The 23,782-nt window shown below is 65.8% G+C and carries 24 protein-coding genes, 1 tRNA gene and 1 CRISPR repeat array; of the genes, 8 read left to right on the forward strand and 17 right to left on the reverse strand.

Annotation, left to right across the window (positions count from 1 at the left end; genetic code table 11):
* Positions 1 to 110 precede the first annotated feature (110 nt).
* Positions 111 to 1,991: a CRISPR direct-repeat array (repeat unit 32 nt; unit sequence GTTTCGATCCACGCCCCCGTGAAGGGGGCGAC).
* A gap of 195 nt (positions 1,992 to 2,186) precedes the next feature.
* The 12 genes from cas2 to ACK41U_RS11325 form a co-directional block, all read right to left on the reverse strand.
* A complete protein-coding gene (gene cas2, locus ACK41U_RS11270) occupies positions 2,187 to 2,477 on the reverse strand; it encodes a CRISPR-associated endonuclease Cas2 (protein WP_409679912.1) in 291 nt (96 codons plus the stop codon).
* A gap of 1 nt (position 2,478) precedes the next feature.
* Entirely contained in the window at positions 2,479 to 3,513 is a 1,035-nt protein-coding gene (gene cas1c / locus ACK41U_RS11275) for a type I-C CRISPR-associated endonuclease Cas1c (protein WP_409679915.1), read from the reverse strand.
* Positions 3,510 to 4,145 (reverse strand): CRISPR-associated protein Cas4, encoded by a 636-nt coding sequence (cas4, locus tag ACK41U_RS11280; protein ID WP_409679918.1) that lies wholly within the window; start codon positions 4,143 to 4,145, stop codon positions 3,510 to 3,512. Before cas4 ends, cas1c begins: the two co-directional genes overlap by 4 nt.
* A 2-nt stretch (positions 4,146 to 4,147) precedes the next feature.
* Entirely contained in the window at positions 4,148 to 5,101 is a 954-nt protein-coding gene (gene cas7c, locus ACK41U_RS11285; RefSeq protein WP_409679921.1) for a type I-C CRISPR-associated protein Cas7/Csd2, read from the reverse strand.
* Positions 5,098 to 6,825 carry a type I-C CRISPR-associated protein Cas8c/Csd1 gene (gene cas8c, locus ACK41U_RS11290; RefSeq protein WP_409679924.1) on the reverse strand — a complete coding sequence of 576 codons (1,728 nt, stop codon included), beginning with the start codon at positions 6,823 to 6,825 and terminating at the stop codon, positions 5,098 to 5,100. The genes cas7c and cas8c overlap by 4 nt, the downstream gene beginning before the upstream one ends.
* Positions 6,822 to 7,520, reverse strand: a complete 699-nt coding sequence (cas5c, locus tag ACK41U_RS11295; protein WP_409679927.1) for a type I-C CRISPR-associated protein Cas5c — start codon at positions 7,518 to 7,520, stop codon at positions 6,822 to 6,824. Before cas5c ends, cas8c begins: the two co-directional genes overlap by 4 nt.
* Before the next feature lie 392 nt (positions 7,521 to 7,912).
* Complete coding sequence (locus tag ACK41U_RS11300) at positions 7,913 to 10,132, reverse strand: CRISPR-associated endonuclease Cas3'' (protein ID WP_409679930.1); 2,220 nt, start codon at positions 10,130 to 10,132, stop codon at positions 7,913 to 7,915.
* A gap of 400 nt (positions 10,133 to 10,532) precedes the next feature.
* Complete coding sequence (gene minE, locus ACK41U_RS11305) at positions 10,533 to 10,811, reverse strand: cell division topological specificity factor MinE (RefSeq protein ID WP_409679933.1); 279 nt, start codon at positions 10,809 to 10,811, stop codon at positions 10,533 to 10,535.
* Entirely contained in the window at positions 10,808 to 11,656 is an 849-nt protein-coding gene (gene minD, locus ACK41U_RS11310; RefSeq protein WP_409679936.1) for a septum site-determining protein MinD, read from the reverse strand. Before minD ends, minE begins: the two co-directional genes overlap by 4 nt.
* Positions 11,653 to 12,378: a septum site-determining protein MinC gene (minC, locus tag ACK41U_RS11315; RefSeq protein WP_409679939.1), complete on the reverse strand. Its 726-nt coding sequence runs from the start codon at positions 12,376 to 12,378 to the stop codon at positions 11,653 to 11,655. The genes minD and minC overlap by 4 nt, the downstream gene beginning before the upstream one ends.
* 264 nt (positions 12,379 to 12,642) lie before the next feature.
* Positions 12,643 to 12,717, reverse strand: a tRNA-Glu gene (locus tag ACK41U_RS11320).
* Between the two features lie 410 nt (positions 12,718 to 13,127).
* Positions 13,128 to 13,442: a TIGR02300 family protein gene (locus tag ACK41U_RS11325; protein WP_409679942.1), complete on the reverse strand. Its 315-nt coding sequence runs from the start codon at positions 13,440 to 13,442 to the stop codon at positions 13,128 to 13,130.
* A gap of 108 nt (positions 13,443 to 13,550) precedes the next feature.
* Here ACK41U_RS11325 and ACK41U_RS11330 point away from each other — a divergent pair, with 108 nt between their 5' ends.
* Both ACK41U_RS11330 and ACK41U_RS11335 read left to right on the forward strand, forming a co-directional pair.
* Positions 13,551 to 14,237 (forward strand): M48 family metallopeptidase, encoded by a 687-nt coding sequence (locus ACK41U_RS11330; protein WP_409679945.1) that lies wholly within the window; start codon positions 13,551 to 13,553, stop codon positions 14,235 to 14,237.
* Positions 14,238 to 14,270: 33 nt separating this feature from the next.
* On the forward strand, positions 14,271 to 14,930 hold the full coding sequence (locus ACK41U_RS11335; RefSeq protein ID WP_409679948.1) for a GntR family transcriptional regulator: 660 nt from the start codon (positions 14,271 to 14,273) through the stop codon (positions 14,928 to 14,930).
* Positions 14,931 to 14,966: 36 nt separating this feature from the next.
* Here the strand turns inward: ACK41U_RS11335 and ACK41U_RS11340 are convergent, their stop codons facing one another.
* Both ACK41U_RS11340 and hemB read right to left on the reverse strand, forming a co-directional pair.
* Positions 14,967 to 15,581 carry a YSC84-related protein gene (locus ACK41U_RS11340; RefSeq protein ID WP_409679950.1) on the reverse strand — a complete coding sequence of 205 codons (615 nt, stop codon included), beginning with the start codon at positions 15,579 to 15,581 and terminating at the stop codon, positions 14,967 to 14,969.
* A 67-nt stretch (positions 15,582 to 15,648) separates the two neighbouring features.
* The gene (hemB, locus tag ACK41U_RS11345; RefSeq protein ID WP_409679953.1) at positions 15,649 to 16,647 is read right to left on the reverse strand and encodes a porphobilinogen synthase; all 999 of its coding nucleotides are present in this window, start codon (positions 16,645 to 16,647) and stop codon (positions 15,649 to 15,651) included.
* 98 nt (positions 16,648 to 16,745) lie between these two features.
* Between hemB and ACK41U_RS11350 the strand changes: the two genes are divergently transcribed.
* Complete coding sequence (locus ACK41U_RS11350; RefSeq protein WP_409679956.1) at positions 16,746 to 17,318, forward strand: hypothetical protein; 573 nt, start codon at positions 16,746 to 16,748, stop codon at positions 17,316 to 17,318.
* A 164-nt stretch (positions 17,319 to 17,482) separates the two neighbouring features.
* Positions 17,483 to 18,181, forward strand: a complete 699-nt coding sequence (locus ACK41U_RS11355) for a hypothetical protein (protein ID WP_409679959.1) — start codon at positions 17,483 to 17,485, stop codon at positions 18,179 to 18,181.
* Positions 18,182 to 18,350: 169 nt separating this feature from the next.
* Here the strand turns inward: ACK41U_RS11355 and hisH are convergent, their stop codons facing one another.
* A complete protein-coding gene (hisH, locus tag ACK41U_RS11360) occupies positions 18,351 to 18,980 on the reverse strand; it encodes an imidazole glycerol phosphate synthase subunit HisH (RefSeq protein WP_409679961.1) in 630 nt (209 codons plus the stop codon).
* On the reverse strand, positions 18,980 to 19,567 hold the full coding sequence (gene hisB / locus ACK41U_RS11365; protein ID WP_409679964.1) for an imidazoleglycerol-phosphate dehydratase HisB: 588 nt from the start codon (positions 19,565 to 19,567) through the stop codon (positions 18,980 to 18,982). The genes hisH and hisB overlap by 1 nt, the downstream gene beginning before the upstream one ends.
* Before the next feature lie 301 nt (positions 19,568 to 19,868).
* Here hisB and ACK41U_RS11370 point away from each other — a divergent pair, with 301 nt between their 5' ends.
* The 3 genes from ACK41U_RS11370 to zapA all read left to right on the forward strand — a co-directional run bounded on the left by ACK41U_RS11370 (position 19,869) and on the right by zapA (position 22,472).
* Positions 19,869 to 21,524 carry a BCCT family transporter gene (locus ACK41U_RS11370; protein WP_409680052.1) on the forward strand — a complete coding sequence of 552 codons (1,656 nt, stop codon included), beginning with the start codon at positions 19,869 to 19,871 and terminating at the stop codon, positions 21,522 to 21,524.
* A 95-nt stretch (positions 21,525 to 21,619) separates the two neighbouring features.
* Positions 21,620 to 22,108, forward strand: coding sequence for a hypothetical protein (locus ACK41U_RS11375; RefSeq protein ID WP_409679967.1), 489 nt, complete (start codon positions 21,620 to 21,622; stop codon positions 22,106 to 22,108).
* A gap of 1 nt (position 22,109) precedes the next feature.
* Positions 22,110 to 22,472, forward strand: a complete 363-nt coding sequence (gene zapA, locus ACK41U_RS11380; protein WP_409679970.1) for a cell division protein ZapA — start codon at positions 22,110 to 22,112, stop codon at positions 22,470 to 22,472.
* Between the two features lie 18 nt (positions 22,473 to 22,490).
* Here zapA and ACK41U_RS11385 read toward each other — a convergent pair whose 3' ends face one another.
* Positions 22,491 to 23,264, reverse strand: coding sequence for an alpha/beta fold hydrolase (locus ACK41U_RS11385; protein WP_409679973.1), 774 nt, complete (start codon positions 23,262 to 23,264; stop codon positions 22,491 to 22,493).
* Here ACK41U_RS11385 and ACK41U_RS11390 point away from each other — a divergent pair.
* The gene (locus ACK41U_RS11390; protein WP_409679976.1) at positions 23,250 to 23,717 is read left to right on the forward strand and encodes a hypothetical protein; all 468 of its coding nucleotides are present in this window, start codon (positions 23,250 to 23,252) and stop codon (positions 23,715 to 23,717) included. The two genes, ACK41U_RS11385 and ACK41U_RS11390, sit on opposite strands and share 15 nt — an antisense overlap.
* The last annotated feature ends 65 nt before the right edge of the window (positions 23,718 to 23,782 follow it).

Consider the following 23,782-nt stretch of genomic DNA (forward strand, 5'->3'; position numbering starts at 1 on the left):
AGCGCTTCTACAACCCGCGTAGACGGCATTCGAAACTGGGCTATCTCAGCCCCATGGAGTTCGAGACCCGCGCTATGCTAGCTGAACCCGCTGTCCACGAAACCGGCGGCAGCTCAGGCCACGCCCCCGTGAAGGGGGCGACCCCGACACGACCAGGGCATTGTTCAGGGCTTCCGTGTTTCGATCCACGCCCCCGTGAAGGGGGCGACGGAGGCGTGTTGAAAACGGTATCAACACCACGGGTTTCGATCCACGCCCCCGTGAAGGGGGCGACCATCCATGCCGGTATATTGCTCACGCAATTTAGCGTTTCGATCCACGCCCCCGTGAAGGGGGCGACGCGTGTCCCCCAATTGATGCACAGCATCCCAAAGTTTCGATCCACGCCCCCGTGAAGGGGGCGACCCGTCATGGTGCGCGCCGCGACTGCCCCGGCAGTGTTTCGATCCACGCCCCCGTGAAGGGGGCGACCACGGGGTTCCTTCCTTCCCCTCTTGTCGGTCGGGTTTCGATCCACGCCCCCGTGAAGGGGGCGACGGAGAAGCCGCAGGAGAGGTCACCGACCGGACGGTTTCGATCCACGCCCCCGTGAAGGGGGCGACTAGAGTTCACCAATGTTCACGGGGAACCACTGACGTTTCGATCCACGCCCCCGTGAAGGGGGCGACCTGATCGCAGGTCCGCAAATAGCGCTAATACGATGTTTCGATCCACGCCCCCGTGAAGGGGGCGACTGTCGGCAATACTGTGTTTGGTCAGGCTCTTGTTGTTTCGATCCACGCCCCCGTGAAGGGGGCGACGATGTCGGCGCGCGGCGTCTATGCCGTGGGTGAGTTTCGATCCACGCCCCCGTGAAGGGGGCGACTCGGATTGATCTATAACGATGACGGGCGGTTCATGTTTCGATCCACGCCCCCGTGAAGGGGGCGACATTTGTGGGTCAGGCATCACCGACCTGACGCGCTGTTTCGATCCACGCCCCCGTGAAGGGGGCGACATGCCAGCGTTCCAGCCACGCGGGTCCACGGGGATGTTTCGATCCACGCCCCCGTGAAGGGGGCGACGGCTTGAGGCGCTGCACAAAATCATCCAGCACCTGTTTCGATCCACGCCCCCGTGAAGGGGGCGACTCCGTCTGGCACTGCCCGAAGAGACGCTTCCAGAGTTTCGATCCACGCCCCCGTGAAGGGGGCGACTTCGACGGGGTGCCGTCTTTCTTGGGGGCGACAAGTTTCGATCCACGCCCCCGTGAAGGGGGCGACGCGGGGCCAATGAGTGCGACCGCTATGCGATCTGGTTTCGATCCACGCCCCCGTGAAGGGGGCGACGTGTATTCAGGGGCGTCCCACCATGGATAGAAGTGGTTTCGATCCACGCCCCCGTGAAGGGGGCGACATGCCTGCGTTCCAGCCGATACCAACGCCCGTGGCGTTTCGATCCACGCCCCCGTGAAGGGGGCGACGGTCCGACCCCCGCACGACTGCCGACCATGACGCGGTTTCGATCCACGCCCCCGTGAAGGGGGCGACGCGCGATCACAACCCCGCGCTGCTGCATTTGGTTGTTTCGATCCACGCCCCCGTGAAGGGGGCGACATGTAGGAAAAACTGATGCCGCTGGTGATCAGCGGTTTCGATCCACGCCCCCGTGAAGGGGGCGACGGGTCATAGATGCAGTGATCGGCGTTGGGCAGTCGTTTCGATCCACGCCCCCGTGAAGGGGGCGACCAGCGGCCATTGTCTGCGCCCCCACGTCTCTCGTTGTTTCGATCCACGCCCCCGTGAAGGGGGCGACGTCCAGCGTTACCTGGGTGGCTGAGGTGTAAGCCGTTTCGATCCACGCCCCCGTGAAGGGGGCGACAAGAGCCTGTTTGGTGGCCCGACGCATGAGCCTGTTTCGATCCACGCCCCCGTGAAGGGGGCGACCTCGCCCGGCGCGCAACCAGTCATAGAGCCAATTGTTTCGATCCACGCCCCCGTGAAGGGGGCGACTCCGGGGAGTATAAGATGTTTTGAGACATGCATAAATCCGCGTCGGTCTGCGGATGTGCCAAAATTATCAGCCCTCGGCAGTCCGTGACGCTGCAGCGACTGCGCTTGTTTAACGATTTCAAAGAGCTGTGAGATATGCGAACCTTGGCCGTATTCCAGCACGCTTGGGGTTCGCGCAAATCGGGCGGGCGGGTGTCAGATAATGAGCGGGCCGTTCAGGTCGGTTGCCGGTTTTGCACCGACATGTTCGATCTTGCGCGTCCAGTTCGCGCCCAGATAATAATACCGCAAGCTGTCATGGGATGGCTTGATGATCCCTTCCAGCCGCGCCTTCAGCCTGGTCCATTGCGCCGGATCCACCTCGATCTCGAAGACCGAGAACTGCACACGCTGGCCGAAATCCTCGCAGGCGCGGGCGACCTGGCGCAAGCGCTTTTTGCCGCCCTCCTCCAATGTGCTGACATCATAGGTGACCAGAACCAGCATCTCAGCTCCAGAACCACGGGGGATAGGCGTCGATGTCGCCGCGCAGATGGCGGGCCAGCATCTGCGCCTGAAGATAGGGGACAAGGCCGAAGGGGGCCTTTTCGGCCAGAAACGGGTGCAGGCGTTCCTCTTTCTTGCGCTCTTGCCAGGCGGTCAGGACCAGTTTGCGGGCATCATCGGTCAGCAGCACGGCGCCGCCCTCCATCTGGCGGAAATCGCCGGCGCGCAGCTGGCGGCGGTTGACCAGCGACAAGGCAAGACGGTCCGCCAGCGGCGCGCGCAGTTCCTCCATCAGATCCAGCGCCAGACTGGGGCGGCCGGGGCGGTCGCGATGCAGGAAGCCCACCGCAGGGTCCAGCCCCACCGCCTCGCAGGCAGAGCGGCAGTCATGGGTCAGCAGGGTGTAGAGGAAGGACAAGAGCGCGTTCATCGCATCCAGCGGCGGGCGGCGCGAGCGCCCGGTCCAGCGCAGCTCGGCATCCGGCGAGCGGATGAGATGGTCGAAGCCTGCGAAATAGAGGTTTGCGGCCTCACCTTCGGACCCGCGCATCTCGTCGACAGAGCGGTCCGACAGCTGGACCCGGCGCAGGATCATCGCCATGCGATCGCTTGCAGCCTCCAGCGCGGCCCGCGCCGCAGGGTCCATGTCCGAGCCGTAATCGCGCAGGCTGCGGCGGATCACGGCGCGCTGGTTGGCAACCTTGCCGATGACGATCGAGCGGACGATGTCCTCGGCGCTGTCGGCCAGCCGGTATTGCGCGCGGCGCAGCAGGACATTGCCCGAGACCGGGCCCTCGATCCGGGCCTGAAAGCGGCCGATCCGGTCCAGAAGGGCGATGGTGATGCCACGTTCGGCGCAGATGCCGATCAGCGCGGGCGAGATCAGGATCGGCCCGAAGGCCACCACCGAGGCCAGCATGTGCAGCGGCACCTGAGCCTTCGCCACGCCCTCGACCTCGGCCACCAGGGTTTCGCCGTCCTTCTTCAGCGCGGCGCCTTCGGTGGTGACATAGACCGTGTTCAGCAGCTTTTTCATGGCGCCTCCAAGGCCTTGGCCAGCATCCGGTCGCGCCATTGCCGCACCGGCCGGGCAAAGGTATCGGGGCGGCACAATTCCAGCAGGGAACAGGCGCGGCAGCGCGCGCGATGCGGGGTGGGCTTTGGGGTCTGGCGGCTGGCCAGCACGGCGGCAAGATCGGCGACGGTGGCTTCGGTCAGCGCGCGCAGATCCGCGTCGAACGGCACGGTCACCCGGCGCTTGGTCTGGGCATAGAACAGCGCGCCCATGGCGACGGGCTGGCCGGTCATCTCTTCCAGACACAGCGCCTGCGCACATAGCTGCACCTCGTCGGCGCGGTGCAGCTTGGGCTTGCCGCGCTTGTATTCGACCGGAAACGGCACATCGCCCTGAAACTCGACCAGATCGGCGATGCCGGTCAGGTTCAGCCGGGCCGAGGCCAGCGGCAGCGACAACACCCGCCGCACCCCACGCCCCTTGCGGCTGCCCCCCTTGTCGGCCACCGCGTGCAGAACGTCCCCCTCGGCGGTAAAGCGGTTCTCGGCCCAGAGCCGCTCCAGATGGATCAGCGCCGCCTGCCGCAGGCAATAGACCGCATGCTGCACCGCCGAGAGCGGGATCGGTTCCGTCTCGGCGGGCAGGGCGGGCATGGTCAGAGCAGTTCCAGGATGTCGACGCCCGCAGGCAGATCCGTGCGGTCGATGTCGATCATGTAATCGCTGAACCGCCGGGCCGGACGAAGGTTGCCAAGGCCCCGGTCGTCGACGGCGCGAAACTCGCCATCGACATTGCGACCGATTTTGACCCGGTCGAACAGCACATGCGCGGGGGCATTGCCAAGGGCATTGTCGTGACGAAAGACGATCAGCTTGCGCGTGGTCATCTCGCCCCGCGCGGCGGAACGGTCATGTTCGAACATGCTGGCCAGCGCCTCGAACAGCAGATCCAGATCGGCCTCGGAAAAGCCGGTGCGTTCGGCGAATTTGGCCGAGATGAAGCCATGGGCGACATACAGGCCATAGGGCACGATATGCTTGCGCCCCATGGTCCGGTTGTCGGTGCGGGTGTCGGTGTCCTCCGCCCCTTCGGCGCGCTTTTTCTGCTCGGCCTCGTTGGTGGCGGCCATCCGGGTGATCGAGATCTCGACCGGCAGCACCGGCTCGACCGAGTTTGCAAAGGTGATCTGCACCGGGCCCTTGACCTGACCGCAATTGATGCCGGTGGACATGACAGCCCCAAAGGTGCGCACGTCGAAGAAGTTCCGGCACATCCAGTCGCGCAGCGCCGTCGCCTCGGCATCATCCTTGGGGTTCAGCTTGGCCTCTTTCTTGCCGGTGCTTTCGCCGCGCAGGGCGATATAGGCCTGGCGGTGTTTTTCATTCAGGATCGAGCCTTCCTGAACATAAATGTGATGCCCCGCCTCGCCGGTGCGGGCCAGATCGACATAGTTACGGATTTTCCGTTTCAGGCTGACATCGGTGACCAGACCGTGGTTGGTTTCCGGGTCAAGGCGCGGCAGGTTGCCCGCATCTGGGTCGCCGTTGGGATTGCCATTGGTGACGTCGAAAACCAGCACGAAATCGTGGCGGCGGGAAAGCGTGGTCATGCGGTCACCTCGGGGCTTTTGTCGTCATGCTTGCGGAAAAAGTCGCTGCGCTGGTGGTAATAGCCAAGCCCGAACAGGGCCTGTTCGGCAGAGCTCAAGGACGCAGGGATCGGATCGTTGCCGGGCTCCATCAGATCGGTGATCGAGGTCAGCAGCTTTTCCAGATTGACCGCCCGTCCGGGCGACAGCTTGCGCAGCTTGGAAAAATGGTTCTGCGATCCCGCATCCAACGTGCGGTAAACCTTCTGTGGCGTGGCCGAGGCGGCGCCATAGAACTTGTCCTTGATGGTGGCATTCACGTTGCCGCCCAAGGCGGCGCGCTGCACCTCTTCATAGACGGCGAACAGCCGCCCGAGCATATAGCCCTTGTTGGTGTTGGCGGGATCGAGCGCCACGGGCGCCTCCTTTGAGTTGAAATTGCGGATAAGAACGGATTTCAGAATGCCTGCGCGCAGCGCGTTGACCTCGCCATCCGCGCGGATGCGCATCAGCGTGGTGGACAAAAGTGTCAGCGGATAGGCCCCCCCGGTCAGGATCGCGCGCATCCAGTCGCCCGCGATCAGGGGCGGCACATTTTCACGTTTGCCCTGCACGGCCAGTTCGATCAGATAGCGCCACAACGGCGGCCAGCCATTGCGGGGCGGCGGCAGCACGTCCGTATCGCTGAGATATCTTTGATAATTTTCGGTCAGTGTGCCGAAATCGCCGGTCCAGTAGAACCTGACCGAAAGACGTGCGGCATTGGGCGCCAGCCCCAGCACATAAAAGCGCACACCCTGCGACAGGCTGGGCAGGACCTCTGCAAGGCGGGATCCGGTGCGGATCGCCTCCAGCTTGTCGCCGACCTTGGCGGTTGCCAGACGGTCGTCGGCTGCGGGGTCGAAAAAGGCGCTGAAGATGCTCTCGGCCAGTTCCGCCGCCTCCGGGTCCGCATCCGCCCAGAACACCGTCGAGGCATCGCCGATCTGGATGCGGTGCGCCTTGTCGGCCAGAAAGCGGTTCAGCGCGGTGGTATAGGCAAAGGCTGTGGCCTCGGAGACCGGGGCGTTGTCGCCTTGATCATGGCCGTAGGAGGTAAAGGCATCGAGATTGAACGAGATCAGGCTGGCGCCTGAGGATTGTGCGCCCCAGACGCCTTTGATCGACGGGTGCAGCCGGGCCACCGGGCCGGAGGTTCCGGTCACAAGGCAGATCTGCGGGTCAGAGGCGGATGCCGCCCCGATCTGACCCCACAGCGCGCGGGCGGCGGGGCGGTCGTGCAGGAACGCGAATTCTCCGCTCAGGCGGAAAACGATGTTCTGGTCGCGGGCGTCTTCATCCCACAGGGGCGCGCCAAACGAGGCGGGCTCCCAGCTTTCCAGAAAGTGGCGCAAGGCCATCAGCCCGGCATCGGTGGTGCCGTCCAGCCATTCCAGATGCTTGTCGCGGAACTTCGCATGTTCCTCGGCGGTGCGCTTGCCCTCTGCTGCGGTCACACCAAGCACATAGGCCGATTTGTCCCACAGGAAATTCGGCGCGATCCCGGCGGTGCGCTTGACCGCCTGCGGCACCAACATCAACTTCGGGCTGCGCTTCTTGTCATCACCGCGCAGGTCGATGACCTCGGCCACAGAACCATCCGGGTTCAGCACCACGCAAAACCCGATCTTCTCGGTGGAGAACCCATAGGGCGGGGCGTCGGGCAGGCGGTCATAGGCGCGGGTGAGGGCGGCGAGCAGGCTCATCGTTTCACCTCCGCGCTGCCCGGCTGCGGCACCTCCATCACGCCATCGCGCAGGCTGGCGCGGAACAGCAGCGACGGGCGGCCGGGGGCGGCGTGGTCGATGTCCCACAGCATGAACCCCAGATCGCGCGGGGTGCCAAAGCCAAGGTCAGAGGTTTCCGCCTTGGGGTTGCGGGCGGGCAGGGCGGCGTCGGGGGGGATCAGCGCGAAATGTGCGGCGAATTCGCGGGTGCCCAGACAGGGCTGGTGAAAGCACTGACCCCTGGCCGCGCGACGGTTGAAAATGTCCAGATGCTTGCCCTCGGTCTCACCTGCCTCGGCCCGTGCGGTCAGCACGAAATGCGCCTCGATCACGTAAGCAGGTGCGACCAGCACGGTCGAGGCGCGCTGCTGGCGGTCCTCATCGACCAGCAGTTGCACGCCTTCCAGATCGCCCCGGTTCATCGCCCGCTTGAGGGTGCCCGCCGGGGCCTTGTGCCCCACCTCATTGCGGCGGATTGACTGAAAGCGGATGGGCTCCAGCACATGGATGCGGTCGATCACCCAGGTGATCGCAGGCTTCCAGTGGATCGCCTCAAGGATGCCGCGCGCGGCCGAGGGGGTCATCACATCATAGCTGTGGCGTTCGACCTTCAGCTCGGGGCGGGTGAACAGGCCATGCTGGCCCCAGACGTGCAGACGAATGCCAAATGCCATGTTATTCCTCGAAACTTTTTTCAGCCTATCGCGCGGCGAGTGTCGATCAAGCTGATTCTTGCCAAAGATGTTTTGTGTGGTGGCATGTGGTGCCCGCTATGACGGCGGGCACCATCTTTGCTGTAAAATCATCACCTAGGTTTCTATCCACGCCCACCGTGCAGGGGGGCGACCAGTTGAGGAAAATAGCTTTCCCGTCGGGCCGAGCGAAGTTTAAGGCAGCAGCCTCAGTATCAAGCGCAAGGCGAGCACTGATAGCTCCATCGTCAACTCCATCCAGCGTGGGAACTTGGGCGGGGGGATGTGCATGGTCTGCCTCTTCTTTCTCACCATGGAAAGATAGGTCGCTCACGACTGCGAGTCAACTCCTTCCTAGGAGATGAATTTATAACTCACCAGACCCCATCCCCCAGATACTCCGCATCCTCCCACCGCAACCCGCTGTCCTCGTGATAGAGCGACTCGGTCTTCAGCACACAGAACTGATCGCCGCGCAGATGAGGGGCGTGGAACCGGGCATGGCCGTTCTGAACCAGCAGGGCGCGCGCCCGTTCGGGCACCTGCACGGTATAGGGCTGCAAGGCGCGGGCGATGGGGCCGGAATGCAGGTTTTCCAGCCCGAGACGGGCGACTTCGGCCGCCGCGACGGGGTCGATGGCGATGATCACCGGCACCATGATGCTGTCGATCATGCGATAGTCTGCGGCGGTCGTGCGATACGGGAAATCGGTGCCGCCAGCGCCGAAAACGAACGCATCGACCATCTGCTGACCCATCCGTTCGGGGCCGCGGGTCCAGTAGACCTGTTCGAACCAGTCGCGGATCGCCTCGGGGGACAACAGATCCTCAAAGCGTCCGGCGGTGCTGCGCATGGCGGCGATCAGGGGTTTCAGCGGCGCGGGCACCGGCTGGCCCGGCGCCTCGAACACGGTCAGGGTGCTGTCCTTTAGCGCGCGCCGGCCCTCGCGGTTCACCCGGCCCGCCGATTGCACGATGCTGTCCAGCCCGGTCCCGGCCCGCCAGCCCTTTGGAAAGTCCACATCCACACCGGCCTCGATCAGGCTGGTGGCGATCAGGCGGCAGGGCGCGCCGTTCTGCAGCCGCTGGCGGATGTCGGCCAGGATGCGGCGGCGATGCGCGGGGTAGTGCCGGGTGGTCAGATGCACGGCCCCGTCCAGCCCCTCGGCCTGCACGGCCTGAAACAGCTCCAGCGCGTGTTTGCGGCTGTTCACGATCACCATGGCCTGCGGCGTGCCCTGCAAGGCACCGATCAGCGCGGCATCGTCCATCGCGCCGCCCTGCACGATCCGGGCGCGGCGCAGGCGGCGGGCCAAGGCCACCGGATCGGGGGCCAGCTCGCGCCCCTCCAGCGGCAGGCCCTGTGTCAGCTGGCGGCTGTCGAAGGCGGGCTGCGTGGCGGTGCACAGCACGACGCTGCAGCCATAAAGCCCGGCCAGCGTGTCGATCATCCGCAATGTCGGCAGCAGCAGGTCGCGCGGCAGGCTTTGCGCCTCGTCCAGCACGATCACCGATCCGGCGATGTTGTGCAGCTTTCGGCAGCGCGAGGGGCGGGCGGCGAACAGGCTTTCGAACAGCTGCACATTGGTGGTGACGACCAGCGGCGCGGCCCAGTCCTCCATCGCCAGAGCGGCCTTCTCGCGGCCCTCCTGACCCGTCTTGCGCGTGTCGATGGCCGAGTGATGCTCCAGCACGATATCGCCGAACAACTCGCGGAAGGCCTGCGCCGTCTGGTCGATGATCGAGGTATAGGGGATGGCATAGATGATCCGCCGATGCCCGTGCAGGGCCGCGTGATCCAGCGCAAATCCAAGGCTTGCCAGTGTCTTGCCGCCGCCGGTCGGCACGGTCAGGGTGAACAGTCCGGGCGCAAGTGCAGCCCTGGCGCGGATATGGCCCAGCACCCCGGCGCGCAGCTGGTTGAGGTCGGTGGTGGCCGTAAAGCCTGCCATGCGGGCGTCAAAGCGCGCCCGCAGATCGGGCAGCAGATCGGGCAAGGCGGGCCAGTCGCGATCGCGACTGCGACCCTCCAGCCGGTCATAAAAGCCCTCGGTGTCGCGGAAATCGGCATCCACCAGACAGGAAAAGGCCATCCGCCCGGCAACCGACAGATCGAACCCCGGCGGACCGTCCCGGCGCAGCTTGGCCATGATCTCGGGCAGCAGCGGTGCCAGATCCACCTGTGCGGCTGCGGTGACATCGGGCGGGATGGGGTCACGAAACCCGTCCAGCCGACGGGCCATGCTGGCCTCCGATCCCGCAGCATCGGGCAGCCCGGCGTGATGGCCAAGGATCGCATAGGCCAGCAACTGGGCCGCGACATGCTCGGCCCCTTTGGCGCGGTCGCGCAGCAGAACCGCCCCGGCGGTGGAATGATCCACGCTGTCGGTCGCTCCGCGCAGGCGCCGCTGGAACGCCGGATCGTGCTTGCCGAAATCGTGCCAGGCCCCGGCGAGGCGGGCGGTATGTTCCAGTCCGATCCGCGCCCCGCGCCCCGCCGCCAGATCTGCCGTTTCGCGCAAATGATCGGCAAGGGTTTGCCAATCGCTGTGATCATCGGGCGAGCCGGAATGGGCAAAAGGAGCGACTGTCATGCCTGCAATCCTGAATGGTTCAGTATGGTGCAAGCATCATTCATTCCCTGATGAGAAATCCACTGGAAATGATGGTCTTATTGACAATGCATGGTCTGCAAGCAGCCGTTTTGCGCACGCCTGTCTGGAAACGGGGCAGCATTGAGGATGTGACACCGGACACCTGAGCACAGCCAGATTATTGCGGTTGCTCGGCCCGGCTCTGTTCGTGTCCGCGCAGCCGAGCGTCCTGAACCAGATCATCCGCCTCGGCCCGGTCGCGCGGCGGAGCGAAGGCATGGCGCCGCGCGTTGGCCCGCTGGACCGGGGCGGTGGCATGGCGGGATCGCTTGAGGCCGCGATCAGGCACCCCGCCGCCGGTCGTCACACCCGTGGGCACGGGCGCGCGTTTCGGGTCTGATCAGCCCGCTTTCGACGGAGGGGCGCCAGGCAGTTCGATGTTGATCTCAAGGCTCGACATCTGATCGCCGCGCTCCATGCGGACTTCCACGTCCTGCTCACCGATCGGGACATGTTTGCGGATCGCCGCGACGATGTCGCGCTGCAGCATCGGCAGGTAGTCGGCTTCTGCGGACCCGCTGCTGCTGCGCTCGTGCGCCAGAAGGATCTGCAGCCGGTCCTTTGCCGTCTGCGCGGTCTTGGGCGGGTGCTTCTTGCGGGCAAAACCGAACAGGTTCATGACGCGCGCCCGAACAGACGTTGGAACAGGCCGGGACGGCGCTCGCCGGCGATGCGCATCTCGACCTGGGTGCCGGTCAGGCGCGACACGGCATCCTCATAGGCCTGCGCCGCAGCCGACGGCCCGTCCAGCGTGACGGGCGTGCCGACGTTCGAGGCCTTGAGGATCGCCTTGCTTTCGGGAACCACCCCCAGCAGGGGCACGGCCAGAATTTCCAGCACGTCATCGACCGTCATCATCTCGCCCTTGTCGACGCGCTCCTGATCATAGCGGGTGATCAGAACCTGCGCCTTGATCGGCTCGGCGCCTTCGGTCTCGGCCCGCTTGGTCTGGCTGCTCAGCAGGCCCAGCACCCGGTCGCTGTCGCGCACCGACGACACTTCGGGGTTGGTGACGACCACGGCCTCGTCGGCGAAATACATCGCCATCTGGGCGCCATGTTCGATCCCCGCGGGGCTGTCGCAGACGATATAGTCGAATTCGCCCTTCAGCTCGGCCAGCACTTTTTCGACGCCGTCCTTGGTCAGGGCGTCCTTGTCGCGGGTCTGCGAGGTCGGCAGGATCGACAGTGTGTCCAGCCGCTTGTCCTTGATCAGCGCCTGTTTCAGCCGCGCATCGCCCTGAATGACGTTGATGAAGTCAAAGACGACCCGGCGCTCGCAGCCCATGGTCATATCCAGATTGCGCAGGCCCACGTCGAAATCGACCACGACCGTCTTGAAGCCCTGCTTGGCCAGCCCCGCCGAGATCGCCGCGGAAGATGTCGTCTTGCCCACGCCCCCCTTGCCCGAGGTGATCACGATGACCCGCCCGAGGGGCGGATTGCTTTTGGGTTCTGTCGTCATGCGATCACCTCCATGCGAAGTTTTTCATCCTCCAGGTATATGTGCGTGCAGCGTTGGCGGGCGGCGTCCTCGATCGTCTCGCTGGTCTGGTAAAGTCCGGCGATGGCGACCAGTTCGGCGTTCAGGCTCTGGCAGAAGATATGCGCGTTCTCGTCGCCGTGGCAGCCCGCCATGGCACGGCCCAGCAGGCGGCCATAGACGTGGATGTTGCCTGCCGCGATCAGCTCTGCCCCCGAGGCGACCGAGCCGATGACGGTCAGATCGCCATGTTCGGCGACAACCATCTGGCCCGAACGGACGGGCGAGCGGATCACCTTGTTCTGCGCCGGGCGTGGCGCGGTCTTGGCGGCGGCTGTGGTGGCGGCGCGTGCAGGGCCGTGATCGCGGGGCACGGGCGCATCGCGGCCCGTGGTGACGGGGATCAGGCCGAGGGCTTGCAGCGCCGCTGCATCCATGCCGCGGGCGTTCTGCACGCCAAAGACCCGCAGCTGGCGCTGGCGCAGGTTCTCGACCAGATCGCGCATGCGCTCGGGGTCGGCAAAGGCGGGGGCATTGACGAGATCCAGCACCACAGGTGCGCCGGAAAAGAACTGCGGCGTCTTGCGCAGTTGTTCGTCCAGTTGGGCGTAGAACGGATCACCGGCCATTTCGGTGTCGATGCGAAGCGCCAGCGCAGTCAGAAAGCGACCGCGCACCTGAAACGCGGCGACGGTTGCCGGCATGGGATCATGCCGCGTCCGGGCGTACCGATCTGACACGTCGAAACTCTGCTCCTGCTCTGTGGCGGATGGCGACTCGGGGGCGCACCGCTCTTCTTGGATTCCCCTTTTTCACGAACCGGCGCCCGGCGAAAGGGGCCGTGGGCGTTTTCAGCAGGAACCTGCCGCTCTGTGGGGGTTTTGGGCTTTCGGCATGGGGAAATGGCCCAGGCTCCAAGGAACGCAGCGGGAAATCGCCACGCGCAAGTCATTGAAAGAAAGGAAAAATGGCAGCCCGTAGGGGAATCGAACCCCTCTTTCCAGGTTGAAAACCTGGCGTCCTAACCGATAGACGAACGGGCCACTTTTTCAGCGCTGCCAGTCTTCCCGGCGGCGTGAGGCGGGTTCTAGGCAAAGCCGTCGGGTGCTGCAAGTGGAAAAAACGCCCGTCGGTGAAAATTCTGAATGTCGGGCGCGGCGATGGGGGGCACCGCATGTACACCGGCTGTGCACCGCGCGTACACCGGCTGTACACAGCACCGGAAGGCAGGCGGTGTGGCGGTGAGGGGCCTGCGGTGGACACCGCACCGCGCGCATGGATTTCAACAGATCGGGGTGGTCCTGCCCAATGGCATCGGGAAGAGGCCGGGGCGCGCATGACAGGGCCGGGGGCGCAAAGGGCTGGGCGCGCAAAGGGCTGGGCGCGCAAAGGGCTGGGCGCGCAAAGGGGGGCAAAAGAAAAGGGCCGCGCTGGTGGCGCGGCCCTTTGACGGTCAGTCTTCGTCGTCGCTGGCGACATCGGCGATGTCGTCAAGCGACACATCGCCGTCGTCATCGTCTTCTTCCAGCAGATCATCGTCGAGTTCGGCGGCATCGTCGACGATGTCTTCCTCGTCATCGACAACATCTTCATCGTCGCGCGCTGCGGTCTTTTCAGCGACCAGAGCCTTGCCGCGCCCATCGTTCATGCTTTCCATCGTAAAGCTGTTCCCGCAGGCCGGGCAGGTCATGGGATCATTGCGCAGATCGTAAAAGCGCGTGGCGCAGGACGGGCACAGGCGTTTCGTGCCCCATTCCTCTTTGGGCATGGTCATCTCCTTCAGCCGCGATTAGGGGAAATCGGGCGACCCCGTGCCACAGTGGCAAAGTGGTGTCAAAGACTTTATCTGGCAGGCTATGTCAACCAAGGCAAGAGCGTGGAGAGAAGCTTTACCATCGAAGAGGGGCTGACCGTGCGTCTCAGACGCTCGGACCGGGCGCGGCGGATGATCCTGCGCGTCCCGCGCGAGGGGGGTGCGGCGGTGCTGACGCTGCCTGCACGGGTGCCGCTGGCCGAGGGGATGGCCTTTGCGCAGGCCCGAAGCGACTGGCTGCGGCAGGCGATGGCGCGCAGGCCCGAGGTGCAGACCGTGCAGCCCGGCGCCCTGCTGCCGGTCGAGGGGCAGGCGCTGTGCGTCACGCCCGCGGCGGTGCGCATGGTGCAGATGTCACCCGGCGCGCTGCTGATCCCCGAGGGGCGGCCCGCGGGTGCGGTGGTCGCGGTATGGTTGCGCCATCTGGCGGCGACCCGTCTGCGCGCGGCCTGCGACCGCCATGCCGGGGCGCTGGGGCGCAGTTGGCGGGCGATGGCGCTGCGCGACACGCGGTCGCGCTGGGGCAGCTGCACTCATGACGGGCGGCTGATGTTCTCGTGGCGGCTGGCGATGGCCCCGCCCGAGGTGCTGGACTATGTGGCGGCCCACGAGGTCGCGCATCTGGCGCATATGGACCACTCGCCCCGGTTCTGGGCCACGGTCGAGGCGCTGCTGCCCGGTCATGCGCCGCAACGCGCCTGGCTGAAGGCCCATGGCGGCAGCCTGATGCTGTGGCAATTCCGCGATTGACGCGGCCCGCATTTGTGATCACAGCATGCCGTCATGACAGTGACACCTTCGCGCCCCGCCGATCCTGCCGCCCATGAACGCCTCTATCGGGGGCTGCGTTCCCGGATCATGCTGGGCGAGGTGCCGCCGGGCAAGGCGATGACCCTGCGCGGGATCGCGCAGGAATATCACTTGTCGATGACCCCCGCGCGCGAGGCGGTGCGGCGGCTGGTGGCCGAGGGGGCGCTGACGCTGTCAGGTTCGGGCCGGGTGGCGACGCCGGAACTGTCGGATGAGCGGATCGAGGAGCTGGCCGCGCTGCGCGCCCTGATCGAGCCGGAGCTGGCGGCCCGCGCCCTGCCGCGCGCGCATTTCGCGCTGATCGACCGGCTGACGGTGATGAACGGGCAGATCGCCGATGCGGTCGAGCGTCACGATGCGGTCGGCTATATCCGCTGTAATCTGGATTTCCACCGGATGCTGTATCTGCGTGCGCAGGCGCCCGCGATGCTGGCCATGCTGGAGACGATCTGGCTGCAGCTGGGGCCGACGATGCGGGCGCTGTACGGGCGCGTGAAAAGGAATGAACCGCCGCGCCATCACCGGATGATTCTGGCGGCGCTGCGCGCGGGGGACGAACCTGCGCTGCGGCTGGCGGTGCGGGCCGATGTGACGCATGGTCTGCGCCATCTGACCGGGCCCGCCGCCTCTTAGGGCCTGCGGCCTCTTAGGGCACGCAGCCGCGCAGGATCAGCCGGGGGGCAGGCCGGTGCCGCCAAAGCGGACATTGGCAAGCGTCGAGGGGATGACGCGGGAATATTTCGTGCCCTCGATCGCGGCACCGGCCATCAGGCCCGCCTGACCGAAGATCATCGCCACGATCGGGAACTGGGCGCTGAACGTATCGGTGCCCACCGACATGCCGCCCGCCGGGATCGCATAGAAGGCGCCCGCGCCCGCGACCCAGCCCGGCGCGCCCCGGAAGGCCGCCAGCGATTCGTCGGTCTGGAAGATCAGCACATGCGCATATTGCTGCGCGCCCGCCTGAAAGCCCACGGTGGCGCGGGTGGCCGAATAGTAATCGACCGTCTGCCCGCCGATGCGCAGCGCGCCCTGACCGTAAGCGCCGCCAAAGCCAAGCGCAGCCTCGGTCATCAGCGGCATGTACAGCACGCCGCGCGCCTGTTCGATCAGCGGCGCCGCCGCCGGATAGCTGCCGGTCAGAAACTGATGGGTCTGATCGACGCGCGCATCCAGCTGCGCCGCCGCATTGCTGCCGACCGCATTGGTGCAGCCTGCCAGCATCAGCGAGGCCGCGCCGCCCGCCAGAAGATTCCGGCGGGTCAGGATATTGGAATTGCTCATCTGTCGCCTCGTGTGGTTGGTCAGGGCTCTCACCGGCCCGTTGGCGGGCATGATAGCCCCGCGCGGGCTATCGCGCCAGCATCTCGGCCACGGTGGGCGCGAAATAGCTGAGCACCCCGTCGCAGCCTGCCCGGCGGAAGCCCAGCAGGCTTTCCAGCATCGCCTCGCGCGACAGCCAGCCGTTGCGGATGGCGCCTTCCAGCATCGCGTATTCGCCGCTGACCTGATAGGCGAATGTCGGCGCGCCGAACTCGTCTTTCACCGCGCGGCAGATGTCCAGATAGGGCATGCCCGGCTTGACCATGACCATATCCGCGCCCTCGGCCAGATCGCGGGCGACGCAGCGGATCGCCTCGCCGCGATTGGCGGGGTTGATCTGATAGGTTTTCTTGTCGCCCACCAGCCGCCCCGAGGCGCCCACCGCATCGCGGAACGGGCCGTAAAAGGCGGAGGCGAATTTGGCCGCGTAGGACAGGATCGAGACATGTTTGTGGCCCTCGGCCTCCAGCGCGCGGCGCAGGGCGCCGATGCGGCCGTCCATCATGTCCGAGGGGCCCAGCACATCGGCGCCGCATTCGGCCTGCACCAGCGCCATGCGGACCAGCGCCTCGATGGTTTCGTCGTTCAGGATCTCTCCGTTCACGACCAGCCCGTCATGGCCGTTGGCGTTATAGGGGTCCAGCGCGATGTCGGTCATCACCACCAGATCGGGCGCGACCTCCTTGACGGCGCGGATGGCGCGGTTGCCGATATTGTCGGGGTCCCAGGCGCGGGCGCAATCGTCGGTGCGCAGGGCCTGATCGGAATGGGGAAAGATGCAGATGGCGGGGATGTTCAGCCGCGCCGCGCGTTCGGCGGCACGCTTCGCGCCGTCCAGCGTCAGCCGTTCGACGCCGGGCATCGAGGCGATCTCTCCGTCGGCGCCCGGGACTTCGGTCACGAAGATGGGCCAGATCAGGTTGGCGGGGGTCAGGCTGGTCTCGGCCACCATGGCGCGGATATTGGCGGTGCGGCGCAGGCGGCGCAGGCGGGTGGCGGGGAAGGGGGCGATGATCGGGCTGGCCATGGGGCCTCCTGTCTGGCTGGGTTGCGGCGTGAGGGCGGCTTTCCCTTCGCCGAAACCCGTTCTAAGGTCAGCGGCAGCCAAGAACAAGGAACCACCCCTTGCCGCCATTCGACAGCCTGATCGGGGTGCTTTCCAGCCGGTCCTTCAGCACGATCTGGTTCTGGCTGGCCCTGATCGGCATGTGGTCGGCGGCAGGCCGCACCGTGCTGGGCGTGCCCGCCGAGGTGCTGACCCGCGCCCGCACAGCCATCCGGCGCGGCGAGGCCGAGGGCGCCCCCGTCATCACGCTGCTGGACTGGCTGTCGCTGACCCTGCCGCGCTGGCGCCTTGGGCCGCGCGAGGGGGCGATCTTTCTGGCCGTGACCAGCTTTCTGCTGACCTCGCTGGCGATCATGGGGTTCGGCTTCGGGCTGGAGCTGGCACAGGCGCTGACGCTGGTGGGGTTGCCGTTCTGGCTGCTGTTCTGGATGCGGGTCAGGCTGGCCCGGCGTCTGGTGCCGCTGCTGGCCGCCGCGCAGGAGGGGCAGACCCCGCTGGCCGAGGCGGCGGCGGGCACGCTGCGGCACATGACCCGCCACCGGCTGTGGGTCACGCTGCTGTCGATGGCCGCCGTGCTGGTCACGCTGCTCTGGGGGATGCTGTGGGTCCTGCTGCACCCGTTCGGCATCTGACCGCCGCGAGGCGGTCGCAGGGTGACGGGCGATGTGTCCGGCCCGGATGAGGGGATGAGGGGGGAGAGGATCAAAGTGGACTGATGCGTTGTGAGGGCGTGCATGCAAAATCGAATGCAGCACCCGGTTCTGATTCCCGAGTTATCGCCCGATAGTTGACTGGATTGGAGATTCTTGTGACAGATGTTCACCTTCAGCGATTTGACGATACCGTCGACCGCATTGATCGGCAGCAAGCCTTTGGTTTATCTTGCTATGCCTTTCTTTCGGGGATTGTGGACAATTCAGGTCGTCAGGCGAAATATAGAAACAGCTATGCCGGGCATGCTCTGGATCTTTGTATCCGCAGCGTACAATCTGGTTTAATTCTCTTTTGTAGTCGCCACTGGGACGCAAATGATGACTGCCAATCCATTCCTGCCGCAAAAGCTAATGCTGAGCGCGCTTTGGATGAAATAGTTTGCAGGCATCGCGAGTACTTCGCGGCGAACAGTATCCAGCGAGATGCCCATGATTTCTATAGCTACTTTAATGAGCTATCCTCGGAAATTGAAAGTGTCGGGGCATCTCCAACTCGGAGTCAAATCCGAGTTCTTCGGACTGAGTATTACGCCCATTTGATCACAAACAGTAAGGACCGAGACAGAGCCTTACGTGAGCATCCTTCCTTCGATATGGATGGCCTGACCATCAACTCACTCCTTGATTTTTCAAGACAGACAATCGAATTGAGTAATCGCTTTCTGTACCTGAAACAAAGGCAGTCCCAGAAGTTTGATGAGCGGGTGGCTCTGCTGTCAGGATACTATGACAAGTTCTGGGATAACTTGCCAATATTCTCAGAAATTGAGCACCTACCATGAGCGGTCACCGCCAAAGTCCGCTTGGTCCCGCAATGCTGCCCCTCGGCCGCCTCCTGCCAAATAAATCCGATGACCAGCCAGCGCACTGCTGCTGTGAAATCGGGACAGCACCTTGCCTTTTCCATCGGCCCCCGCCCAGAGGCGTGGCGGACGCGGCGCTGGGCGGGGGCTATGGGGTCCAGCGCAGGAAGTTGGCGATCAGGCGCAGGCCGATGGTCTGGGATTTTTCCGGGTGGAACTGGGTGCCGATGAGGTTGTCGCGGCCCACGACGGCGGTGACCGGGCCGCCGTAATCGACATGGGCCAGAAGATGCGCCGGATCGGCGGTCTGGAACTGCCAGCTGTGCACGAAATAGGCGTGATCGCCGGTGGCGATGCCCTCCAGCACCGGGTGGGGGTGGTCGATGACCAGATCGTTCCAGCCCATATGCGGCACCTTGAGGCCGGGGGCGGTGATCGGGCGGATCTCGCCGCCGATCCAGTTCAGGCCGGGGGTTTCGCGGTATTCATGCCCGGTCGTGGCCAGCATCTGCATGCCGACGCAGATGCCCATGAAGGGCACGCCGCGGGTCAGCACGGCATGGTGCAGCGCCTCGGCCATGCCGTCGACCTCGCCCAGGGCCGCGCGGCAGGCGGGAAAGGCGCCGTCGCCCGGCAGCACGATGCGGTCGGCGCGCGCGGCCAGATCGGGGTCCGAGGTCACCACCACCTCGGCGCCCGTCTCGCGGCCCATCAGCTGGAACGCCTTTTCCGCCGAATGCAGGTTGCCGCTGTCGTAATCGACCAGCACCACGCGCATCACAGCGCGCCCTTGGTCGAGGGCAGCACGCCCGCCATGCGCGGGTCAGGCTCGACCGCCTCGCGCAGGGCGCGGGCCACGGATTTGAAGGCGGCCTCGGCGATGTGGTGGCTGTTCATGCCGTGGATGCGGTCGATATGCAGGGTGATGCCGCCATGGGTGGACAGGGCCTGAAAGAACTCGCGCACCAGTTCGGTGTCGAATGTGCCGATCTTTTCGGACGGGAAATCGACGTTCCAGACCAGATAGGGCCGCGCGCACAGGTCCAGCGCGCAGCGGACCAGCGTGTCGTCCATCGCCAGCAGGAAGCTGCCATAGCGGCGGATGCCCTTCTTGTCGCCAAGGGCCGCGACGAGGGCCTGACCGAGGGCGATGCCGGTATCCTCGACCGTGTGGTGGTCGTCGATATGCAGGTCGCCATCCGCGCGGATGGTCATGTCGATCAGCGAGTGCCGCGACAGCTGGTCCAGCATGTGATCGAAGAACCCCACGCCCGTCTTGTTGTCATAGACCCCGGTGCCGTCGAGGTTCAGCGTGACCTCGATCCGGGTTTCCGAGGTGCTGCGGGTGATCGTCGCCTGGCGCATGGGATGTCCTTCCTGCTTGCCGCGCCTTATAGGCGGCGGCGGCGCGCAGGCCAAGATGGCGCCGCGATCTGTCTGATCATCCGGTGCGAAAACCGGGCCCTGCCGCTGCCGGTGGGCATTCTGGTCCCGCCATGCAATAACATCATCGTTACCAAGGCAGGTTCCTGCCAGGGGTCTGCGGACCTGACCCCGAAACCGCCTCATATGAGAAAGGGACAGGATGTCACAAAATCCCCCCAAAAAACCCGGCTCCAAAGGGTATCCCGGTCGTCCGGGCGACCCCCGGCGCGAACAACAGGCGCTGGCCGGGCGCCACGATCCCGAACCCGATCCCGGTGTCGAGCCACTGCCCGAACCCGAGGGTGTGACCGAGATCATCGAGACCGACTATACCATCGGTCAGGACAATATCGAGCGCAGCGGGCTGGTGCCGTTCGACATTCACAACCCGGTCTTTGGCATCTCGGCTGTGGCCGTGGTGCTGTTCACGGTGGTCACGCTGCTGTTTCCGGCCCAGCTTGAGCCGGTCTTTTCCGGTCTGCGCAACACGCTGACCTCGCAACTGGACTGGTTCTTCCTGCTGGCGGGCAATGTGTTCGTGCTGCTGTGCCTGGCGCTGATCGTGTCGCCGCTTGGGTCGATCCGGCTTGGTGGCCCCGATTCCAGTGCGGATTTCAGCCTGACCGGCTGGTTTGCGATGCTGTTTGCGGCGGGCATGGGCATCGGGCTGATGTTTTATGGCGTCAGCGAGCCTCTGGGCCATTTCGAGGCCGCGCTGGCCGGGACGGCATCGGAGGGCGGTGCGCGCACGGACTGGGCGCCTCTGGGCGGTGCGGCAGGTGATGCCGTGGCGGCCGAGCGGCTGGCGATGGCGGCGACGATCTTTCATTGGGGGCTGCACCCCTGGGCGATCTATGCCGTGGTGGCGCTGGCGCTGGCGCTGTTTTCCTACAACAAGGGCCTGCCGCTGACGCTGCGGTCGGTCTTTTATCCGATCTTCGGCGAGCGGATCTGGGGCTGGCCGGGCCATGTCATCGACATTCTGGCGGTGCTGGCGACGATCTTCGGTCTGGCGACATCGCTGGGGCTGGGGGCCGAACAGGCGACTGCCGGGCTGGCCTTTCTGTTCGGGGCCGAGAACAGCGACCTGCTGAAGGTCGGGCTGATCGTGGCGATCACCTGCGTTGCGGGCATCTCGGTCATGCTGGGGGTCGAAAAGGGCGTCAAGCGCCTGTCCGAGGTGAACATGGTTCTGGCGCTGGTGCTGCTGGGCTTTGTCATTCTGGTCGGGCCGACGCTGGCCATCATCACCGGGTTCTTCACCAATCTGGGCGGCTATCTGCGCGAACTGGTGCCGCTGTCGAACCCGTTCGGGCGCGATGACGACAACTTCCGTCAGGGCTGGACGGCGTTCTACTGGGCGTGGTGGATCAGCTGGTCGCCCTTTGTCGGCATGTTCATTGCCCGCGTCTCGCGCGGGCGGACCGTGCGGCAGTTGCTGACCGCGGTGCTGATCGTGCCCTCGCTGATCTCGGTTCTGTGGATGACGGCGCTTGGCGGCACCGCGATCTCGCTGACCGAGGGCGGCTTTGGCGGCATTCTGGCCGCACCGCTCGAATTGCAGCTGTTCGAGATGCTGGGCGCATTGCCGCTGGCCTCGATCACCTCGCTGGTGGGGATCGTGCTGGTGATCGTGTTCTTCGTGACCTCGTCGGACAGCGGCTCGCTGGTGATCGACACGATTGCGGCAGGCGGCAAGGTCAATGCGCCGGTGCCGCAGCGCATCTTCTGGGTGGGCATCGAAGGCGCTGTTGCCATTGCCCTTTTGCTGGGCGGCGGGCTGGTCGCGCTGCAGGCGATGGCGGTCTCGACCGGGTTGCCGTTCACGATTGTGCTGCTGGGGGCCTGCTATGCGATCGTGCGCGGGCTGATGGCCGAGCGGCGCGAACTGTCCTGAAAATGGCGTCTGGCCGGGCTTTGGCCCGGCCACGCTTGTATTGCAGGTCCGTGTCATGCGAAAACCGGGGCAGACAGCAACGGAAAACGGGCCTCATGACCGAGATCACAGCCAGCGAACGCAGGCTCAGCGCCGCGCTTGACCGCATCGACCGGGTGCTGGAGGCGGGAACGCAGCCCGCCGCTGCGCCTTTGCCTGACACCGGGTCTGCCGCCGACCGCGACGCCTTGCAGGCCAGCGCCGACGCGCTGGCGCAGGCCCTGGCCGAGGCCCGCGACCGGCAGCGTCAAAGCGCCGAAGAGGCCGCGCGCCTGTCCGCCGCCAACGAAGATCTGGCCGCCGCCAACCGCCTGCTGATCGAGGCGCGCGACACCGGCGGCATCACCGGTGACGAGGTGGCGCAGGCGCTGGAGGCCGAGATTGCCGCCCTGCGCGCCGCCCGTGCCGCCGAGATGGCGCAGATGGGCGACATCATGGCTGAACTGGAACGTCTGCTGGCGCCGGAGGCCGAGGCTGAGGCTGGTGCTGGTGCGGATGACGCGGATGGCGCCGGGCCTGATGCGCCCCTGAACGGAGATCGCTGACATGGCCGAGGTCGAATTCACCATCGGGCACAAGGAATACCGCGTCGGTGCCGCCGAGGGGCAGGAACGCATGGTCGAACGTGCCGCCCAGCTTCTGGATGCCGAGGCGCAGTCGATTCTGGAACAGGCGGGGCGGATGCCTGAACCGCGCCTGCTGCTGATGGCGGCGCTGATGCTGGCCGACCGCTATGCCACCGTCGAAGAGCGGGCCGAGCGGGCCGAGCGTCACGTCGCCCGGCTTCAGGCCAACCCGCCGCGGGTCGAGGTGCCGGTGATCCCCGCCGACCTGAAAGAGGCGATGGCCGAACTGGCCGCGCGCGCCGAATCGCTGGCCGACCGGCTGGAAGATCAGCAACAGGGCTGAGGCGCGGGGAGGGGGCTTTCAGCCCTCGCCCAGAAAGACCGCCAGCGTTTCGGCCACGGCTTCGGGCGCATCGGCATGCAGCCAGTGGCCCGCGTCCTTCAGCGTCACGATCCGCGCCTGCGGGAAAGAGCGGCGCAGCGCGGCCTCGCCCGCATCGGTGACGTAATCCGACCGCGCGCCGCGCAGGGCCATGACCGGGCCGGTGAAGGCGCCCTCGGGCAGACCATCCGGCCAGCCGGTGATGTCCGGCATGTGCTGGCGCAGCGCGGGCAGGTTCAGCCGCCAGCGGGCGGGCTGCGATTTCAGATCGAGGCTTTGCAGCAGGAAGGCCCGCGTGCCGGGGTCGGGCACGGTCCCGCTCAGGGCGCGGTCGGCATCGCTGCGGCGGGTGAGGCTGGGCAGGTCCAGCGCCTCCATCGCGTCGATATGGCCGGACTGGTCGTGGTCATAGGCCAGCGGCGCGATGTCCATCACCACCAGCTTGCGGATCAGGTCGGGACGGGTCAGCGCCAGCACCATCGCGGCCTTGCCGCCCATGGAGTGGCCGACCAGATCGACGCGCCCGCCCAGAGCGGCGATCAGTTCGGCCAGATCCCCGGCCAGCGCGGGATATGAGGCATCCGCGTCCTGCGGGCTGTCGCCATGATTGCGCAGATCGACGCTGACGGTGCGGCGCGTCTGCGCCAGACGGCGGGCCTGTGCGCCCAGATTGCGGCCCTGACCGAACAGGCCATGGACCAGCAACACGGGCAGACCCTGATCGGGACCGGTGACGGTGTGATTGAGCTTCATGGCCGCAGGTTACGGTGTCTGGCGCGCCGCCGCCATCCCGTCTATTCTGCCGCCATGACCCGCGAGACGCGCAGCTTTGAAGATATTCGCCAGATGGCCGACGACGTGGCCGATCTGATGGCCTCGCGGCTTGGCGGCGCCGGACGGGCCGAGCGTCCGACGCTGGAGCAGATGCTGCGCCGCCGGGGGGCCGCCCTGCCGGGCCGGCTGCGCAAACAGGCCGCGCGTCTGGCGCGGGCCGACCGGCTGGCCTGTCAGCCGCGCATCGCCCGGCAACTGCCGCTGGCCGATCTGACCCGCGCCCATGCCGCGCTGAGCGCGCATCTGAAGCCTCTGGGCGAGATCAGCCGCTTTCAGGGCCGGGTGACCGGTCTGGCCGCGCGGCTGGCGCTGGCCCTGCTGATGATCGGGGCAGTCACGGTCTGGCTGATGGTGCAGCGCGGCCACATCTGAGGCATTGCAGGCTGTGCAACCCTGCCTGCCACCCGGCGGGCCTTGCCAAGTCGCGGCCAAGCTGG

The sequence above is a fragment of the Paracoccus sp. (in: a-proteobacteria) genome, from assembly GCF_046289755.1.
Taxonomy (GTDB): Bacteria; Pseudomonadota; Alphaproteobacteria; order Rhodobacterales; family Rhodobacteraceae; genus Paracoccus.

What these genes read in the sequence shown, in the direction of transcription:
- cas2 (WP_409679912.1), bottom strand. Translation starts at nt 2,477, where the DNA reads ATGCTGGTTCTGGTCACCTATGATGTCAGCACATTGGAGGAGGGCGGC.
- cas1c (WP_409679915.1), bottom strand. Translation starts at nt 3,513, where the DNA reads ATGAAAAAGCTGCTGAACACGGTCTATGTCACCACCGAAGGCGCCGCG.
- cas4 (WP_409679918.1), bottom strand. Translation starts at nt 4,145, where the DNA reads ATGCCCGCCCTGCCCGCCGAGACGGAACCGATCCCGCTCTCGGCGGTG.
- cas7c (WP_409679921.1), bottom strand. Translation starts at nt 5,101, where the DNA reads ATGACCACGCTTTCCCGCCGCCACGATTTCGTGCTGGTTTTCGACGTC.
- cas8c (WP_409679924.1), bottom strand. Translation starts at nt 6,825, where the DNA reads ATGAGCCTGCTCGCCGCCCTCACCCGCGCCTATGACCGCCTGCCCGAC.
- cas5c (WP_409679927.1), bottom strand. Translation starts at nt 7,520, where the DNA reads ATGGCATTTGGCATTCGTCTGCACGTCTGGGGCCAGCATGGCCTGTTC.
- ACK41U_RS11300 (WP_409679930.1), bottom strand. Translation starts at nt 10,132, where the DNA reads ATGACAGTCGCTCCTTTTGCCCATTCCGGCTCGCCCGATGATCACAGC.
- minE (WP_409679933.1), bottom strand. Translation starts at nt 10,811, where the DNA reads ATGAACCTGTTCGGTTTTGCCCGCAAGAAGCACCCGCCCAAGACCGCG.
- minD (WP_409679936.1), bottom strand. Translation starts at nt 11,656, where the DNA reads ATGACGACAGAACCCAAAAGCAATCCGCCCCTCGGGCGGGTCATCGTG.
- minC (WP_409679939.1), bottom strand. Translation starts at nt 12,378, where the DNA reads ATGCCGGCAACCGTCGCCGCGTTTCAGGTGCGCGGTCGCTTTCTGACT.
- ACK41U_RS11325 (WP_409679942.1), bottom strand. Translation starts at nt 13,442, where the DNA reads ATGCCCAAAGAGGAATGGGGCACGAAACGCCTGTGCCCGTCCTGCGCC.
- ACK41U_RS11335 (WP_409679948.1), top strand. Translation starts at nt 14,271, where the DNA reads ATGACAGTGACACCTTCGCGCCCCGCCGATCCTGCCGCCCATGAACGC.
- ACK41U_RS11340 (WP_409679950.1), bottom strand. Translation starts at nt 15,581, where the DNA reads ATGAGCAATTCCAATATCCTGACCCGCCGGAATCTTCTGGCGGGCGGC.
- hemB (WP_409679953.1), bottom strand. Translation starts at nt 16,647, where the DNA reads ATGGCCAGCCCGATCATCGCCCCCTTCCCCGCCACCCGCCTGCGCCGC.
- hisH (WP_409679961.1), bottom strand. Translation starts at nt 18,980, where the DNA reads ATGCGCGTGGTGCTGGTCGATTACGACAGCGGCAACCTGCATTCGGCG.
- hisB (WP_409679964.1), bottom strand. Translation starts at nt 19,567, where the DNA reads ATGCGCCAGGCGACGATCACCCGCAGCACCTCGGAAACCCGGATCGAG.
- ACK41U_RS11375 (WP_409679967.1), top strand. Translation starts at nt 21,620, where the DNA reads ATGACCGAGATCACAGCCAGCGAACGCAGGCTCAGCGCCGCGCTTGAC.
- zapA (WP_409679970.1), top strand. Translation starts at nt 22,110, where the DNA reads ATGGCCGAGGTCGAATTCACCATCGGGCACAAGGAATACCGCGTCGGT.
- ACK41U_RS11385 (WP_409679973.1), bottom strand. Translation starts at nt 23,264, where the DNA reads ATGAAGCTCAATCACACCGTCACCGGTCCCGATCAGGGTCTGCCCGTG.